Origin of the sequence: Paenibacillus artemisiicola, assembly GCF_017652985.1 — a bacterium.
Lineage (GTDB): Bacteria > Bacillota > Bacilli > Paenibacillales > Paenibacillaceae > Paenibacillus_Z > Paenibacillus_Z artemisiicola.
The window spans coordinates 1-18586 of sequence record NZ_JAGGDJ010000048.1; the positions used below are offsets into that span (position 1 = coordinate 1).

At 64.2% G+C, this 18586-nt stretch carries 11 protein-coding genes; 10 read left to right on the forward strand and 1 reads right to left on the reverse strand.

The genetic code is table 11. The features are described 5' to 3' along the window. Nucleotides 1–855 (reverse strand): ParB/RepB/Spo0J family partition protein (locus I8J29_RS28390; RefSeq protein WP_208850715.1); only part of this gene is annotated, 855 nt, incomplete at its 3' end. An 862-nt stretch (nt 856–1717) separates the two neighbouring features. On the opposite strand from I8J29_RS28390, the gene I8J29_RS28395 reads away from it, so the two are divergent. The 10 genes from I8J29_RS28395 to I8J29_RS28440 all read left to right on the forward strand — a co-directional run bounded on the left by I8J29_RS28395 (nt 1718) and on the right by I8J29_RS28440 (nt 18584). Next, nucleotides 1718–3466: an ABC transporter ATP-binding protein gene (locus I8J29_RS28395; RefSeq protein ID WP_208850716.1), complete on the forward strand. Its 1749-nt coding sequence runs from the start codon at nt 1718–1720 to the stop codon at nt 3464–3466. After that, the gene (locus I8J29_RS28400) at nt 3459–5312 is read left to right on the forward strand and encodes an ABC transporter ATP-binding protein (protein ID WP_420831170.1); all 1854 of its coding nucleotides are present in this window, start codon (nt 3459–3461) and stop codon (nt 5310–5312) included. Before I8J29_RS28395 ends, I8J29_RS28400 begins: the two co-directional genes overlap by 8 nt. 88 nt (nt 5313–5400) lie before the next feature. Beyond that, complete coding sequence (locus I8J29_RS28405; RefSeq protein WP_090643849.1) at nt 5401–6075, forward strand: TerC family protein; 675 nt, start codon at nt 5401–5403, stop codon at nt 6073–6075. A 206-nt stretch (nt 6076–6281) separates the two neighbouring features. Continuing rightward, on the forward strand, nt 6282–7568 hold the full coding sequence (locus I8J29_RS28410; RefSeq protein WP_208850717.1) for a DUF5050 domain-containing protein: 1287 nt from the start codon (nt 6282–6284) through the stop codon (nt 7566–7568). A gap of 193 nt (nt 7569–7761) precedes the next feature. Then, on the forward strand, nt 7762–9489 hold the full coding sequence (locus I8J29_RS28415) for an S-layer homology domain-containing protein (protein WP_208850718.1): 1728 nt from the start codon (nt 7762–7764) through the stop codon (nt 9487–9489). A gap of 3 nt (nt 9490–9492) precedes the next feature. Next, nucleotides 9493–12438, forward strand: a complete 2946-nt coding sequence (locus tag I8J29_RS28420) for a golvesin C-terminal-like domain-containing protein (protein WP_208850719.1) — start codon at nt 9493–9495, stop codon at nt 12436–12438. A gap of 115 nt (nt 12439–12553) precedes the next feature. Then, the gene (locus tag I8J29_RS28425; protein WP_208850720.1) at nt 12554–13939 is read left to right on the forward strand and encodes a peptidyl-prolyl cis-trans isomerase; all 1386 of its coding nucleotides are present in this window, start codon (nt 12554–12556) and stop codon (nt 13937–13939) included. A 140-nt stretch (nt 13940–14079) separates the two neighbouring features. After that, nucleotides 14080–15867 (forward strand): sensor histidine kinase, encoded by a 1788-nt coding sequence (locus I8J29_RS34530; RefSeq protein WP_208850721.1) that lies wholly within the window; start codon nt 14080–14082, stop codon nt 15865–15867. After that, nucleotides 15860–17485 (forward strand): response regulator transcription factor, encoded by a 1626-nt coding sequence (locus tag I8J29_RS28435; protein WP_208850722.1) that lies wholly within the window; start codon nt 15860–15862, stop codon nt 17483–17485. Before I8J29_RS34530 ends, I8J29_RS28435 begins: the two co-directional genes overlap by 8 nt. A gap of 151 nt (nt 17486–17636) precedes the next feature. Then, nucleotides 17637–18584 carry an ABC transporter permease gene (locus I8J29_RS28440; RefSeq protein WP_240546553.1) on the forward strand — a complete coding sequence of 316 codons (948 nt, stop codon included), beginning with the start codon at nt 17637–17639 and terminating at the stop codon, nt 18582–18584. Nucleotides 18585–18586 lie beyond the last annotated feature (2 nt).

Consider the following 18586-nt stretch of genomic DNA (forward strand, 5'->3'; position numbering starts at 1 on the left):
GGCCGCGGGCGCTTCCGCGGCCCGGCTCGCCTGCGCGGCCTCGGCCGCCGCCGCGGCTTCCGCCGCCTGGCGCGCCTTCTCGGCCTTCGCCGCGGCGGCGCGTTCCGCCTGCTCGGCCTTCAGCTCGGCGGCGCGCTCGCGCTCCTTCTTGTTCTGCTGCACGGTCGACCACGTCTGCAGCAGCTCGTAGCCGGACTTGTACAAGAGCTTGTCCTTCGTGCCGTCGGAGATCTCCTTGTCTTTGAACAGCTTCGCGATTTTCTTCACGTCGCCGACCGGCAGCTCGTCTCTCGCCGCGAGGAGCGCGAGCGGGTCGCGGTGCTCGAGCGGCAGGTCCTTGAGCGGGAGCACCTGGTCCTCGGTCAGCTTGTCCTTGCGGATCTGCGTGCCGGCGACGATCAGCTTGCGGACGGCGCTGCCGAACTTCAGCAGCTCGCACTTGTTCTTGATGTAGGTCTCCGGCTTGCCGAGCTTGCTCGCGAGAAACTTCAGGGAGCTGTTGAACTTCGAGTCGTTCATCAGCTTGTGGAACGCCTCGGCTTCTTCGATGGGCGAGAAGCCTTCGCGGGTCAGGTTCTCCGCGATCTGCTCCAAATAAATGTCCATCTCGTCCGTCGCCGTCGAGACGATGCACGGGATCGCGGCTTTGTTCAGCATCTTGCACGCTTTGTACCGGCGGTTGCCGTAGATGATCTTGTACCGCCCGTCCGGCGTCGACCGCACCTTGATGGGGGAGAGCAGGCCAAGCTCTTCGATGCTCCGCATGAGCTCCTCCAGCGCTTCTTGGTCGAACTGGTAGCGCGGCTGATCCGTATCCTCGTCGATCAATCGCATTTCGATTTCGATAATATCCATGGTTGCACTCCTATCCTTGCAGAAGGTCGTGAAATTCGGCGCAAATCAGTCCTCCGTATTATATAACACGTGCTTGCTTGTGAAAATGGCCCCGTAACCGCTTACGTCGCAATTGGGTTCTGCGGCGCGATGTGATACGATACTACTTGGCGGTTTACAGGTACCAAATATTTTCCAAATTCAGCTAGGACGGCGGTTGGGCTTGCGCTCCTGCGGGCAGTTCGCTTTAACACGTCGACGCGTCGCCAGTCTGGGGAGAAGAGGTGCTCGGCTTGAGGCAGGACATCGAGGCTCGAACGGCAATCGGCAAGGCACGACCGGCAATCGGCACGGCACGCAAGGCACAACAGGCAATCGGCAAGGCACGACCGGCAGTCGGCACGGCACGCAAAGCACAACAGGCAATCGGCACGGCGCGCCAGGCGTCCGGGCTTGTTTGCGCATCCTGCGGCCGACAGCGCGCGGGGCGGGAAACGACCGCGGACGGGCGCGGCCTTTCGGGCATCGTCCCGGCATCGGCCGGCGGACGAGCGGACGCTGCGCGAAGCCGGACGACGGAAGCGGCGCATCGGGAACGCGCCCCGTACGACGGCGCGCGATCGGCCCGCAGCGCGAACGCACAACCGCATACGGTCGTCCGGAGCTCCGCCTGAGTCGCAGGCGGCAGGCCGGCGGCAAGCGTCCATCGCCTCCTGCAAGCTGATCCGTTTGCGGGAGGCTTTTTCGGCGCGCGATTCCGGCAACGGGGAAGCCGGGGAGATGGATTCGGACGAAAAGCACGCACGGCAAGCAAGCACGGCAAGCAAGCACGGCAAGCAAGCACGGCAAGGCCACGAATCGGTTATGGGGGAGGAGCTGCACTATGGCAAACAGGCGCGGACTATTGATTTCGTTTATTCGTTCCAAGTGGTACATCTACGCTTCCGGCGTGTCGTTCACGCTGGCGGCCAACCTGTTTCAGTCGTATTATCCCAAGGTGCTCGGCAAGTTCACCGACCAGCTGGAGCAGCAGGGGCTGACGCAAACGGCCGTCATGGACGCGAGCCTGACGCTGCTGGTCATCGGCCTCGCCTACGGGATCCTGGGCGGCATCGGGCAGTTCCATATCATGTACGTCGGACGGCTCTTCGAGCAATACGCCCGCAAGAAGCTGTTCAAGCATTTCACGAAGCTCGGCGAGCAGTTCTATTCCAAGAACGGCGTCGGCAAGCTGCTCAGCTACGTCATGAACGACGTGACGACGGTGCGCGAATCGATCTCGATGGGCGTCAACCAGACGGCGAACGCCGCGATGCTGATCGTCGCGGCCATCGTCATGATGATCGTCAGCAACATCCCGCTCTATCTCATACTCGTCTGCGTCTCGCCGCTGATCGCCATTCCGTGGATCGTGGTGAAGCTCGGGCCGGTCATCCGGGCGCGCTCGCACAAAGTGCAGGAATCGCTCGGCAAAATGACGGAATCCGCGGAGGAGCAGTTCGGCGGCATCCGGGTCACGAAGAAATTCGCCGTCGAGGACATCATGAACGGCCGGTTCGGCCGGACGGTCGACGTGATCAAGGACAATCAGCTGAAGCTCGTGCGCGTCTCCTCCTTCTTCCAGGCGCTCATTCCGTTCCTCGGCGCGCTGTCGCTGATCATCACGCTCGCGTTCGGCGGCTACTTGACGCTGACGGGCCGGATCACGCTCGGCAACTTCGTCGCCCTGACGCTCTACGTGCGCATGATGGTCAACCCGCTACAGGCGATCGGCAACGTCATCAACACGATCCAGCGCTCGCGGGCGTCGCTCGAACGGGTGAACGATCTGATGAACCGCGAACCGGAGATCGTCCAGCACGAAGCGGCGGTCGACGTGGACTGGGCCCACGCGCCGCTTACGGTCAACCATCTGACGTTCGCATACCCCGGCGCGTCCAAGGAAGCGCTGAAGGACATCACGCTGACGGTGCCCCCGGGCAAGACGCTCGGCATCATCGGCAAGACCGGCAGCGGCAAGACGACGCTCGTCAAGCTGATGCTCCGCGTCTTCGATACGCCTTCCGGCACGATCAACATCGGCGGCACGCCGCTGAACGAGCTGACGCTCGAGAGCCTGCGCGGCGGCATCGGTTACGTGCCGCAGGACGGCTTCCTGTTCAGCACGACGATCCGCGACAACATCGCGTTCTTCCGCCGCAGCTCCGAGCTGTCGCTCGTGCAGAAGGCGGCGGAGCAGGCGAAGATCCACGACAGCATCATGACGTTCCCGGACGGCTTCGAGACGAAGCTCGGCGAACGGGGCGTCACGCTCTCGGGCGGCCAGCGCCAACGGACCGCGCTCGCGCGCGGCATGCTCATGAACGCGCCGGTCCTCATCCTCGACGACAGCGTCAGCGCCGTCGACGCCGTGACGGAGACGGCTATCATCGAGACGATCCGCAAGGAGCGCCGCGGCAAGACGACGATTCTGATCGCCCACCGGATCAGCGCGCTCAAGCACGCTGACGAGATCATCGTCATGGACGAAGGGCGCATCGTGCAGCGGGGCACGCACGAGACGCTGCTCGCGCAGAAGGGCATCTACGCGATGCTGCACGCGATACAGGAGGAGGGGAACAGCGTTGGCTAAGACGAGGGAGAAAATCAAGGCGGACGGCGGCGCGGGCGATCCTTCGCTGCCGCAGCCGCCGAAGTCGAACAGCTCCGCGTACAAGGGTCTGTTCCAATACGCGAGGCCGCATCTGACGACGTTTCTGGCCGTGTTCGGCTGCATTATCCTGGCGATCGCCGCGGATCTGCTGCAGCCGTATCTCGTGAAGATCGCGATCGACGACCATCTCACGAAGGGCGACGCGAACGCGAACATGCTGTTCCTGATCGCGGGCGTGTACCTGCTGCTCTCGGTCGGCGGCTTCCTGTTCACGTACCTGCAGAACAATCTGCTTCAGCACGCGGGACAAAGCATCGTCGCGGCCATCCGCAAAAATCTGTTCCGCCACATCACGCGGCAGTCGATGTCGTACTTCGACCGCGTGCCGAGCGGCAGTCTCATCACGCACGTTTCGAGCGACACGGAGACGATCAACCAGTTCTTCAGCCAGGTGCTGCTGAGCGTGCTCCGCGACGGCTTGACGCTGGTGTTCATCATCGTGCTCATGTTCCGGCTCGACGTGCACCTTACGCTGTACTGTCTGATTCTGCTGCCGATCATCGCCGTGATGGCGATTTCGTTCCGCACTTACATGCGCACGACGTACCAAATGGCGCGGACGAACCTGTCCCGGCTCGTCGCCTTCGTGGCGGAGAACCTCGCGGGGATGCACATCATCCAGGTGTTCCACCAGGAGAAGGAGCAGCAGCGGCAGTTCTCGGAGCGCAACCGGACGTACTTCCGCTCCAACCTGCGCGAGATCCGCACCAACGTGCTGTTCAACCGCTCCTTCGACATGCTCGGCAACCTGTCCGTGGCGTTCGTCACGTGGGTCGGCGGCAACGCGGTGCTCGGGGAGTCGATCCCGTTCGGCGTGCTGTTCGCGTTCATCACGTACATCCGGCAGTTTTTCCAGCCGATCAATACGATCACGCAGCAGTGGAACACGCTTCTGTCCGCCTCGGTATCGATGAACCGGATCTGGTCGATCTTCGATACGGTGCCCGAGATTCAGGATCGGCCGGACGCGAAGCTCGACGTCGCCAACGTGAAGGGGCAGATCGACTTCAACGGCGTGAAATTCGGCTACACGGACGGCATCCCCGTCCTGCATCACCTCGACCTGCACGTGCGCCCGGGCGAAATGATCGGCATCGTCGGGACGACCGGCGCGGGGAAGAGCTCGCTGATCAGCCTCCTCTGCCGCTTCTACGACGTGAAGGCGGGCAGCGTGACCATCGACGGCGCGGACGTCCGCGACATGCCGCAGGAGACGCTGCACCGGTTGATCGGCCTCGTGCAGCAGGAACCGTACCTGTACTCCGGCAGCATCGTCGACAACGTCCGGCTCTTCGACGACGCGATCTCGCGCGAGGAAGTCATCGAGGCATGCCGGCTCGTCGGCGCGGACGCGCTCATCCGGGGCATGAAGGACGGCTACGACACGCTGCTGTCGGAACGGGGCAGCGGCCTGTCCGCCGGCGAGCGGCAGCTCATCTCGTTCGCCCGGATCATCGTGTTCAAGCCGCGCATCCTCATTCTCGACGAGGCGACGGCGAATCTGGACTCGCACTCGGAGCAGCTCATCCAGCGCGCGCTGGCGGTCGTCTCCGAAGGGCGGACGACGCTCGTCATCGCGCACCGGCTGTCCACGATCATGAACGCCGACCGGATCATCGTCATGCGCCAGGGCGAGATCGTCGAGGAGGGCACGCACCGCGAGCTGCTCGCGGCGGGCGGCTATTACGACGAGCTGTACCGGCACTCGCAGGGCCGCTCCGAACGTCCGGGCCTCGGCGCCGCCAAGCCGCTCAAGCAAGCGTGACGGCGATGCCTCATTAGACAATCCTGATTCAACTGTGCGATAATGGAGGGAAGAATACCGTATCCTGGTATAGGTTAGGGGCAGTGAAATGGATTTTCTGTTGCTGATCTTGGAAATTTTGCTCGTCAACCTCGTGCTGAGCGGCGACAACGCCGTCGTCATCGCGCTCGCGAGCCGCAACCTGCCGCCGGACAACCGCAAGAAGGCGGTCTGGTGGGGCGCGCTGGCCGCGGTCGGCCTGCGGATCGTGCTTACCGTGGTGGCCGTGTACCTGCTGAAGCTGCCGTTCATTCAAGTCGCGGGCGCGCTGCTGCTGTTCTGGGTGGCGGTATCGCTGCTGAAGGACGACGGGGAAAGCAAAGACATCGAAGGCGCGCAATCGCTGTGGAAGGCGGTGCGCACGATCGTCGTGGCCGACTTCATCATGAGCCTCGACAACGTGCTCGCGATCGCGTCCATCGCCAACAATCAGATCTGGATCATGGCGATCGGCGTCGCGCTCAGCATTCCCATCATCGTCTGGGGCAGCCAGCTGATCATGGTCGTGCTGCATAAGTTTCCGATCTTCATCTATCTCGGCGCGGGCATCCTCGGCTACACCGCCGGCGAGATGCTGGAAGAGAACGAGACGCTGGCGTCGTTCATTCTCAAGGTGGCCGGCTGGGCAGACGACGTGTTCCCGTTCGTCTGCGGCCTGCTCGTCATCGCGATCGGCTACGTGCTGCAGCGCCGCGGGCGTTCGCGGCACGTGCAGGAAGCGTAGGCGCGGAGTCAAGCGGGCGAAGGGCGATTCGGCAAGCTCCCGAAAGGGGGCTTGCCGAATCGCTTTTTTTTGCGCGGCGGCAAACGCTGCGGGCAGGAAGACAAGCTCCCTCAGCCGCGATTATTTTCCCGCTATTATCCTGTATCCTGTATATGGTAATCTACTAAACGGGACTAGAAAAATAGCCTGCCAGAGGGAGAGCGAGCATGAAGATTTGGAAGGGATTGATTGCCGGCGCGGCCGCGCTTTCGCTGCTGACGGGCCAAACGGCCGTTACCGCGCAGCAAGCCGGACTGACCGGGGCGCAAAAGGACGCGATGGCGCAGACGTTGGCGGATGCCGACGAGAATCAGCTGCTGGGCGTAGACGAAACGGGATGGATCTATTACCAAGATTCGGATTGGATGACGCGCAAACGGTATTTGGACGGCACCCAAGATCAGCCCGCCGACGGGGAGAAGCTGTTGTATTTTACTCCTCCTGGCTCGTATTCGCTGCGCGACAATCGAAACATGGCCGTCGTGCGCGTAACGGACGATCAGCCGCTGTTGAAGCAGTTGTACGAGCATGATTTTCAGGATCGGTTTTTATTCGAATCGGGTTCGTCGGTCGTCTATTGGCATGGAACGGGCAAGGAGAGGGTTTCGTTCGGGGACGAGAAAATCGAGCAGTATACCAGAGGAAACGTGAATGTCTCCAACCTGGACGGCAGCGGGAATAAAACGTTGTTTTCGGACAACGGGCGGCTCGATTATTATTCCATGTCCGTGCATGACGGATATGTGTATTACGTGCTTACGCATGAGGACGGCTATGGGGGCGATCTGTACCGGGTCGGGCTCGATGGCAAGGGGCGTAAGAAAATCGCCGGCGATTACGCCGATTCGGTGGCTTCGAACGATGGCAACGTGCCCGGCGGACTTCGCTACGAGGCGTTATTCGGCGACAAGAGCGGTCCCGTGCTGGCGATTAACGGCACCGTTTTCTACCGTTCGACCGATCACGGGATCTATCGGATCGGCGCGGACGGCAAAAAAACGAAGCTGGCCGGCAAGGGAACCGCGCATTATATCGTGGACGGAGGGTGGATGTACTACAACACGGAAGCCGTCGACGAGGAAGGCGGCTTATCCTATACCGGTCCGATCTATCGAATCAAGCTGGGCGGCGGGAAACCCGTCAAACTGACGGGCATTCGCGCGAATTTCGTGACGGCCAAGGACGGCTGGATCTATTACGAATACGACGCCGTCGAAGGCACCGGCGTTCTGGAGCGCAAAAAGGCGGACGGGTCCGGGCTTAAGCAGCGGATCATGAGCTTGGAAGATCATTGGTTCGGCACGAAGCTTGTCGGAGACTGGTTCGTCTATTCGCTCGGGGACGACGATGACTACCGGGTGAAACTGGACGGCAGCCGGAACGTTGCCGTGAAGTCGTTTCCGCCCAAGTGCTGGCCGCAGGGATGGCCGACGAACGATCCGGCCTGCGGCTAGACGGCAGAGAAGAGAATTTCGTAACACGTGAGGACAAGCCTTCCGGCATCGCCGGAAGGCTTGTTTCGTCATGCCCGCCCATCAGGTCACAAAAACGCTAACAACGGCACATTCCTTCATAGTCAGTCCATCCGGGCAAGCGTATCCTGAACTTGCATGGCATGTCAGATCAGCGACCAAAGGAGATGAAGGAATGAGCAGAACGTTCACGAGGCTGAAGACGCTCGGCGTCCTGAGCCTGCTGCTCGGCAGCGCGGGCGGCGCGTTCGCGGGACCGGGACAGGCGTTCGCCGCGGACGGCGCGGGGACGGCGACCGTCAAGCAGGCGAGCGGCGCGCTCTCGATCGACGGCGTCGTCGAGACGGACGAAGGCGGCGCGCCCGCCGGCGAATGGGTGGGGGCGGACGCCCTGACGATCGCCGGCGTCACCGACGGAGGCGGCAACGCCCACGGCGCCGCGATTTACGTGAAGTACGACGCGGACAATCTGTATGTCGGCGCGGTCATCCAGGATCCCACGCCGATGATCAACGAGAACACGGGCAGCAATATTTGGAACGGGGACAACCTGGAGCTGTTCTTCGGCACGGCGGACCTCGCGAACAAGCCGGACGGCATGCTGCCTAGCGACGTGCAGGTCGTCATCAGCGGCAGCGTAAGCAACGGCGCGCAGTCGTACGTGTTCACGAACGGGAATTTCGCGTTCCCGGCCTTCCCGCTCGCGGCCAAGCGCGCGGCGGACAAGAAGGGCTATACGCTGGAAGCGGCGATTCCGCTCGGCGAGCTCGGATTGACGGAGCCTTGGGACGGCAAGCAGATGCTGATGAACGCGGTCCTGAACGACGGCGGTTCTTCGGGCCGGGGGCAATGGGGCTGGACGACGACGGGCGAGACGAAGAAGAAGTTCCGCAGCCAATGGGGCCTTGCGAGCTTGGAGCCCGGCACGGCGCCGGCGCAGAACATTACCGCCGACGTTAGCGTAAGCGATGCCAATATGGTGACGGTAACCGGACAGACGCAGGGCGTCGCCGGCAAGGACGTCACGCTGCTCGTGACCGGTCCCGGCGGAACGGGATCGCCGGTCTACGTCGATCAGACGACGAGCGACGCGCAAGGCCGCTATTCGTTCCGCTTCCCGATGACGAGCGCCAGCGTCGCCGGCGCGGACGCCGGCATCTACACGGCGACCGTCGGCGGCGAAGGCGTCGCGCGTCCGGCCAGCGTGACGTTCGACTTCACGCCGGGCTCTCCGGCGCCGGACGATCCGCCGATCGTCTATCCGGGCGGCGGAGGCGGGTCCACGACCGGCGGAGCGGGCACGGGCGACGACGGCAGCGGCGGTCAGACGGGTGGCGGCGATCAGGGCGACAAGCCGGCGCTGACCGACATTGCCGGCCATTGGGCGGCGGACGCCATCCAGCGGGCCGTGGCGCTCGGCATCGTGACCGGCTACGAGGACGAGACGTTCCGGCCGGACCGGGCCGTGACGCGCGGCGAATTCGCGGTCATGCTGAGCCGGGCGTTCAAGCCGGCGGCCGCGGCCGGCCTGCTCGGCTTCAAGGACGCGGACGCCGTTCCGGCCTGGGCGGCCGACGCGGTGGGCCGCGCGGCGGGAGCCGGCTGGATCGGCGGCTACGAAGACGGCACGTTCCGCGCCGGCCAGCCGATCACGCGCGCCGAATTGGCGGCGATGGCGGTCCGCGCGATGGGCTGGACGCCGGAGGCGTCGGCGGTGCCGGCGTTCGCCGATGCCGCCGCGATCGCGCCGTGGGCGCGCCCGTACGCGGCGCTCGCCGCGGAGAAGGGCTTGATGAACGGAAGAGGCGGCAATCTGTTCGTGCCGGGCGGCATCACGACGCGCGCGGAAGCGGCGCAGCTCTTGATCCGCATGCTGGACGCCAAGACGACCGAGGGAGGATAAGCGATGAAGACGAGCAAGCGATGGAGAGTCGGCCTCGCGGCGGCCTTGGCCGCCGTGACGCTGCAGTTGGCGGGCGCCGGCGCGTGGGCGCCGCACCGGGCGCTAGCGGACGCGGCGCCGGATGCGGCGGCGGGCGCGGCGTATTACGTGGATGCCTCGGCCGGGGACGACGCGAACGCCGGCACGGATGAGGACCACCCGTGGAAGACGCTCCGGCACGTGACCGATGAAGGCGTCGCGGGCGCGTTTCACCCCGGCGACCGGATCCTGCTGAAGTCGGGCAGCGTTTGGAACGAACGGTTCGAGATGAAGTTTTCCGGCAGTCCCGAGGGGCAGATCACGGTCGGCGCGTACGGCGGCGACGCCAAGCCGGTCATCAACGGCGGCGGCCTCGACGCCGCGGTCAAGATCGAGAACCAGCAGTACGTCACGCTGCAGGATATCGAGATCACGAATTTCAACGCGGCGAACCCGGACGACTACAAGACGGTGTTCCACAAACGGTCGGGCGTATGGCTCATGGCCTATCATAACGGCCCGATGAGCGGCATTCAGCTGAAGGGCCTCGACATCCACGACGTCGCGGGCCTATCGGTCAGCGGCGAGGATTGGGTCCACGACCCGGATAATCCGGATCCGAACGCCAAGATCAACAAGAACGCCAACGCCGCGATCATGATCAACGCGTGGGAATGGGAGACCGTCGCGCCCGACAAGCACGGCTATTACAAGGATCTGCTGATCGAAAACAACCGCATCCACGACATCCGGACGATCGGCATCAACATGGACGGCGGCTACATCAACGATCTGTCGTTGTACCACAAGAACGTCGTCATCCGGGGCAACACGATCGACAAGACGGGCTCCGACGGCATCGTCGTCGGCGTCGCGGAGAACCCGGTCATCGAGAACAACGCCGTGTACGACGTCGGCATCAATTCGTACGACTTCAAATGGATCGCCGGCGTCTGGGTGTGGAAGACGAACGGCGCGACGATCCGGCACAACGAAGTGGCGCGGGTGCATTACAAGGATTCGCTGACCGCCGATTCCACGGCGTTCGATACGGACATCCTGGCGCAGGGCGACCACTACTTCGAGTACAACTACTCGCACGACAACGCCGGCGGCTTCGTCATGGATATGGGCCAGCTGACGAACGGCACGAACTATTACCGGTACAACGTCAGCCGCAACGACCAGAACCACCGCGCGTCCGGCCGGACGGTGGAAGTGAGCGACCCCGGCGTGTTTTACAACAACGTGTTCTACAACGACAACGGCGACGGCCTCATTCTGGCCAACAACCCGGAGTCGACCTACATCAACAATATTTTCTACACGCCGCAAGGCAATCCGGCGTATCCGGCCGCGCCGGCGTTCTACAACAACGACTTCTTCGGCGCGGAGCCGCCGAGCCAAGGCATCCGCAATCTGAACGCCGACCCGCGGTTCGTCGATCCTTCCGGCGGCGACGGCATCGCCAAGGCCGAAGGCTTCAAGCTGCAGCCGTCCTCGCCGCTGATCGGCGAAGGCCGGGCCGTGCCGAACAACGGCGGCCGGGATTTGTTCGGCAACGCGCTCTATACGGGTTCCCCGGATATCGGTCTGTTCGAGGATCCGGCGAGCACGAAAGCGGACGCGACGGCACCGGCGGCGCCGGCCGGATTGAAGGCGGAAGGCCGGACCGACGCGGAAATCACGCTGTCCTGGACGGCCGCCGAAGACGGCGTGCCGCTGGACGCGGACATCTACGACGCGGCGACGGACGCGAAGCTGGCGTCGGTCGTCATGAAGAACAGCGCCACGCTGACGGGACTGCAGCCCGACACGGACTATTCTTTCTACGTCGTCGCCCGCGACCTCTCGGGCAACGAATCGCCGCGCAGCGACGCGCTGTCCGTCCGGACGACGTTCGCGGCCGTCGTCGTGGACGACGCCGACGCCGCCGTCACGGGCGATTGGACCGCGGGCAGCAGCCCGTCGGCGAACGGCGCCGGATACCGCTACAGCGACGGCGGCAGCGGCGCCGGCACGATCGTCTGGACGCCGGACCTGCCGGCGGACGGCTATTACGCCGTGTATTACCGGCTGCCGCAGCGTCCGTCCGGCGAGGTGTGGGCGACCGACGCGTCCTTCAAGGTCGCGTTCGACGGCGGCGCCAAGACGTTCGCCGTGAACGAATACAACGCGCCGAAGGGCGAGTGGGTGCCGCTCGGCAACCTGAAGTTCAAAGCCGGCTCGGCGGGCTCCGTCACGCTGAGCGACGGCTCCGCGGACCGGATCGTCGGGGACGCGGTCCGGTTCCAGTACCTGGACGCGTTCGGGCCGGACAACATGACGGCCGCGGCGCTGACCTCGAACGCCGCGCAGCTCGAGCCGGGCAAGACGGCGGCGCTGAACGTGACCGGCACGGACGCCGCGGGCCGGCCGCTCGACCTGAAGGCGGACGGTCCCGCCATCCGCTATGACAACGACGCGCCTTCCGTCGTCTCGGTATCGGCCGACGGCGTCGTCACCGCGATCAAGACGGGCGCGGCGCATCTGCAGGCGAGCGTGACCCTCGGCGGCCGGACGATCGCGACGAACAGCGTCACCGTCTACGTCGGCAGCGGGCTGACCGTGCTGCCGGCGTCGTTCGCCGATGCCGACGGCAGGCCGGTGACGGCGCTGCAAGCCGGCAGCACCGTGAAGATCAAGGCGACGGTCGTCAACTTCACGAGCTATGACCGGCCGTTCACGCTGATCGCCGGATACTACGACGACAACGGGCTCGTGCGGAGCTTCTCCGACGTCGCGACCGTCAAGAGCGGCGCAAGCGCCACGCTGACGGCCACGCTCGACCTGCCGGAGACGATCAAGCGAAGCGGCAGCATCCGCGTCTTCGTGTGGGACGGCACGGGTACCCTGCATCCGCTGGCGACGAAGACCGTGTTCCCGGGCTAAGCAAGCGGCCGTTCGCCGGCCGTAATCCGTAAGTCTTTGTCAGCTGTTGCCGTTTACCCTTACCATAGCAGCCGAACCGGCCCGGAGCCGCTCGCGAGAGGAGAGAGAGTCCGCCATGAGAAACGCAGCCTTAAAGCCGAATGCGCCGCCGGCTCCGAACGCGTCCAAACCGTCGCAGACGCCGGGCGCGTCCAAACCGTCGCAGGCGCCGGGCGCGCCCAAACCGTCGCAGCCGGCGAAAGCACTGGAAGCATCGAAGGCGCCGCATGCTTCGACGAAGGCGTCCCGTGCTACAAATACGTCCCGCGCCTCGATGGCGCCGACCGCGGCCGGCCTGCCGAACGCGGCGAGCGAGCCGAAGGCGCCTGGCGCCTCGAAGGCACCTACCGCGCTGCCAGCGCCTGCCTCTCGGCCGTCCGGGCGCGGGCTCTCCGCCTCCCGCTTGCGGCGTCCGGCGGTCTTGGCCGTCGCCGCCGCCCTGGCGCTGGCGCTCGCCGTCGCCGCCGTCCTGCTGCCGCGGCACGGACAGGGCGGCGATCCGCTCCGCGCCGCCGCGACCGTCGACGGCGCGCCGATCGCGGCGGCCGAGCTGGCGCAGGCGATGGCGGCGCAGAAGGCGAAGACGGCGGCGTATTACCGGACGACGTACGGCGCCGAGGACGGTCCGGGTTTCTGGACGACGCCGCTCGGCGGGGAGACGCCGCTCGCCAAGCTGAAGCGGGACGCGCTTGCGGAGACCGTCCGGTTGAAGGCGCAGCAGCTGCTGGCGGTGCGCGAGGGGCTGACGGACGACGTCTCGTACGGCGCGTTCCTGAAGCGGCTGAAGGCCGAGAACGCGCGGCGGGCGAAGGCGGGCGCGGACGGCCCCGGCGTATACGGGCCCGCGCAGTATACCGAAGCGGCCTACTACAACCTGCAAAATTCCGACCTCCTCGGCGCCTTGAAGGAGAAGCTCGAAGGCGGGATGGCCTGGACCGACGAACGCCTCCGCGCCTACTACGGCGCGCACGCGGCGGAGTTCGCGGACCAAGCCGCCGTGCAAGCGGACGTCGTCGCCGTCTCCTTCGCGCCGGGCGCTTCGCTGTCCGAGCGCGAGGCGGAAGAAGCGGCGCGAGCCATCGCGGCGAAGCTGGACCGCGGCCTGACGGCCGCCGAAGCGGCGAGCGGCTACGCGGACGCGGCGAAGGTGACGGCTTTCGCGCTCGACGCGAAGACCGCGCGGACGGCGGCCCTGCAGACGCCGCGGCTCGCGTCCGGCGTGCAGGAGCTGCGGCCCGGCGAGCGGACGGCGGTCCTCCGCGAGAACGGCGCGTACGTCGTCGGCGTCGTCACGAAGCGGACGCCCGGCGCGGCGCATCCCTTCGGGGACGTGCGGGACGGGATCCGCGCCCGGCTGGCCGACGAGGCGTACGCCGCGCTCGTCGACGAGGCGGTCAAGGACGTTAAGGTCGTCGTTCGGCATGACGTGTATGACCGTCTCGCTGTCGACGCGCAACGATAGTAAATAATTCCCAACAGAAGCAGCCTGTTTCCAATCGGAAACGGGCTGTTTTTTTTTGCGGCGTGTGCTACGCTAGAGCTGCTTGTTCAATCTTAAGCGTTTTTTTAGGGGATCGCAGCAGGTCAAGACGGAGGTGCGGGGTGGTCGTTATCGTCCGGGGCAAGCGTACGCTTCGCTATAAATTCATCGTCGGCTTCATCGCCGTTACGGTACCGCTGATCGTGTTTTTGTTCTACAACAATTATTATGCGATGAACGTCGTGCGGGAGCAGGTGTCCCAATCGAACTCCAACCTGATCTCCACGCAGGCGGCGAAGCAGGACATGGCGCTCGGCCAGACGGTCAGCTACCTGCTGCGGCAGGCGACGAACAATCCGTCGTACACGAATTTGTTAACGCTCTCAACGTATCCGGAGGAGAGCGGCGACTACTTCTTCGCGAAGCAGTCCGTGCTGACGTCGTTCGATCAGGATCAGGCCGCCTACAAAGAAGTGGACACGTTCTTCGTCTACCTGGACACGGCCAAGCGGCTCATCACGAGCCAGCGCTCCTATCCGGAGATCGAGCGGTACCATCTCGTGCTGGACCGCTATCTCGCGGATAAGGAGACGCGTCGGGTCCATAGCTGGGACGTCGTCTCGTCCGAAGGCGTCAATTATCTCGTCCGCCTCGAGCAGGTGGCCGATCCCAGCGCCAACGTGTACGTCGGCGCGCTGATCAAGGCCGAGCAGCTGATCGACGAGCTGAACGCGGCGCCGTCCGATCAGGATCTGGAGGAGCTGATCGTGTCGAACGAAGGCGTGCCGCTGACGGCCACGGCGCTGACGAGCGGCGACGTCTCGCGGATCGAGCGGAGCCTGAAGACGCCGGGCAACGAAGCGTACGGCAAGTTCCGCAGCGCTTCCGACGGGCTCGGCTACCTGGCGGTCGGCGCGCCTTTCGCCCAGGCGCCGATCCATATGGTCGCCATCGTGCCGGAGAAGAACCTGCTGAAGCAGCTGTTTTATTTTCAGGGCGCGATCTATCTCATTCCGGTGCTCGGGCTCGTCGTCATCCTGCTCTATTCGATCTTCCTGAAGCGGACGCTGCTGAAACCGATGCAGGCGCTCATGTCGGGGATGCGGCGGATCATGCACGGCGACCTCAGCGTGCGGCTGAAGGAAGGCTCGTCCTTCGAGTTCGCGTTCCTCATCGACACGTTCAACGGGATGGCCGGGCAGATCAGCAAGCTGAAGATCGACGTCTACGAAGGGATGCTGAAGAAGCAGGAGGCGGAGTTCAAGCACCTGCAGGCGCAGATCAACCCGCATTTTTATTTGAATTCCCTGAACATCATTTACAGTTTGTCGGCGCTGCGCAAGAACGACCTGGTCGAGAAGATGACCGAGCATTTGGCGGATTACTTCCGCTTCATTACGCGCGCGCACCGCGAAACGATCACGCTCGCGGAGGAAATCGACCATATCGCGAACTACCTGGAAATCCAGAAGCTGCGGTTTCCCGACAAGCTGACGTACGAGATCGACCTGCCGAAGGAGCTGAAGGACCGGAACGTGCCGCCGCTCACCGTGCAGCCGTTCGTCGAAAACGCCGTCATCCACGGCATGCCGGAGGGCGAACGCCCGTACCGGATCCGCATCGCCGCCAAGGCGGCGCCGGACGGCAGCGGCGATTGCGAGATCCGGCTGTCCGACGACGGACGAGGCATGGAGCCGGAGAAGCTGCGGCTGCTGCAAAGCGAAAGCGCTTCCGAGCCGGACGGTCAGGGCGCCGGCGGGCTCGGCATCTGGAACGTCCGTCGCCGGCTCGGCATGATGTACGGCAGCCGGGCGGAGATCCGGTTCTCCGCCGGCGAACCGGCGGGCACCGTCGTACGCATCCGGATTCCGCTTGAGCGGGACCACGAAGGAGGAGACAGCGATGTATAACTTGCTTGTCGTCGATGACGAGAAGTACGCCGTCGAAGCGATTCTCGCCTGCATCGACTGGCCGTCCGTCGGCATCGGCGGCGTCTACAGCGCTTACGGCGTCGGCACCGCGAAGGAGGCGCTGCGCGCGCATCCGATCGATATCATCGTGTGCGATATCGAGATGCCCGGCAGCAACGGGCTCGAGCTGCTGGAATGGGTGAACGAGCATTACCCCGATACGCTGACGATCTTCTTCACCGGCCACGCCAACTTCGCCTACGCGCAGCAAGCGCTCCAGCTCGGCGGCTTCGACTACCTGCTGAAGCCCGTCAAGCATAAGCAGATCGCGGAGGTCGTCGCGCGGGCGTGCGAGAAGCTGCGCCAGGAGCGGGACAAGCGGCAGTACGCGGAGCGGTACGAGAAGTACGCCCGGCTGTGGGAGACGCAGAAGCCGCTGCTGTGGGAGAAGTTCTGGCAGGACGTCCTGGGCGCGCGCGTCGCCATGAGCGGCGAGCGGCTGGCGCAGGCGATCGGAAGCTACGGCCTGCCGATCTCGCCGGACGCGAGGGTCCGGCCCATCCTGCTCAGCGTGGAGGAATTCCGGGAGGCGTTCAGCAAGCGGGACGAGGAGATCCTGGAGTACGCGCTGCTGAAGAGCGCGGAGGAGATGTTCCTCGACGAGCGCGGCGGCGCCGTCGTCCGGGACGCGGGCGGCATCCTGTTCGCCCTGCTGTACGAGGATGAGGGGCCGCGCGGGGACGAAGCCGGGCTCGAGGCCGTCTGCCGGCGCTACATGAAAGCGTCGTCCGACTATTTCTACTGCAAGCTGTCCTGCTACGTCGGCGAGCCCGCCGCCATCGCCGACCTGCCCGAGACGTACCATGCGCTGCTCGAGATGGAGCAGGGCAACGTCGGCGAGACGGCGGCGGTGCTGTTCCTGCGGGATCGCGGCTTCGCGCGCGCGGCGGCGCGGCAGGCGCAGGCGCCCGCGCATATCGACTGGGCGGAATGGACCGTGCTGTTCGAATCCGGCAAGAAGGCGGAGCTGCTGGAGCGCCTGAACGCCGCGTGCAAGGAGCTGGCGGGCACGGCCGTCACGCCCGAAACGCTGGAAGGCGTGTACCACTTGCTGCTGCATATGGTCTACCACGTGTCTCACCGGAAGGGCTGGCCGGCGAAGGAGGTCGTCGGCGCCAAGCTGCTCGCCGGCGACGGAACGGCCACGCGGTCGCTCGCGCGGCTGAAGAGCTGGGCGGAACGGCTGCTGACGGCCGGCATGGACTACTTCAGCCAGCACGAGGGCGATCACCGCGCCAACATCGAGAAGGTCAAGCGCTACGTGCAGGCGCATATCCGCGACGTGAACCGCGAGGAGCTGGCGTCGCACGTGTATCTCAATTCCGCTTATCTCTCCCGTCTGTTCAAGAAAGAAACGGGGCAGTCGCTCATGGATTTCATCATCTCGGCGAAGATCGGCCAGGCGAAGATCCTGCTCACCGAAACGAACCAGAAGATCAGCGATATCGGCGACGCCTTGGGATACGAGAACTTCTCGTACTTCGGCAAGGTGTTCAAAAAAACCGTCGGCCTCTCCCCGCAGGAGTACCGCAAGCGCTACCAGGGCTTCGCGGGCTGAGCCGGCCGCCCCATCATTCCTTCAACCCCCGCCGCCCGGCGGGGGTTTGTCATAATAACGTTATCTTGGTCATCTCCGTTCGTATCGGCGGGCGCGCCGCTCTTTTACAATATCCTTAAGCACGGATACGACATTGCAAGGATACGAGGTGATGAATCTGAACACGGAATTAAGAAAGCCCCGCCAATCGTTCGGCCGCAAGGTGATGAAGAACCGCTACCTGCTGCTGATGATGCTTCCCGGCACGATCTATTTGCTCGTCAACAACTATTTGCCGATGTTCGGCACGGTCATCGCCTTCAAGAGCGTGGATTGGAGCAAAGGCATCTTCCACAGTCCATGGGTGGGCTTCGACAACTTCAAATTTCTCTTCAAAACGTCCGACGCCTGGACGATTACCCGCAACACGCTGCTCTACAACGCGCTGTTCATTACGATTACGCCGATCATCGCCGTCACGTTCGCGATTCTGCTGAACGAGGTGCGCGCGCGGCTCGCGGCCCGATTCTACCAGAGCGTCATGTTCCTGCCGTACTTCCTGTCGGCCGTCGTCGTCGGGTACCTGGGCTACTCCCTGCTGAGCACGGAATTCGGCTTTATCAATACGCATGTGCTTGTCCCGCTCGGCTTCGACGCGGTCGCGTGGTACAGCGAACCGAACTATTGGCCGTACATTCTCCCGCTCGTGTACATCTGGAAGAACATCGGCTACTCCACGGTCATCTACCTGGCGGCCGTCATCGGCATCGACAACGAATACTACGAGGCGGCGCTCATGGACGGCGCGTCCAAATGGCGGCAGGCGATGAGCATCACGCTGCCCCAGATCAAGCCGATCATCATCATCCTGATGCTGATGGCCGTCGGGCATATCCTGAATGCCGATTTCGGCTTGTTCTACCAGGTTCCGCTCGACGCGGGCGCCTTGTATCCGACGACGAACGTCATCGATACGTACGTGTACCGCGCGCTGCTTACGCTGGGCGACGTCGGGATGTCTTCGGCGGCGGGGCTGTACCAGTCGGCGGTCGGCTTCGTGCTCGTGCTGTCGGTCAACTTCATCGTCCGCCGGATCAATAAGGAAAACGCGCTATTTTAGGG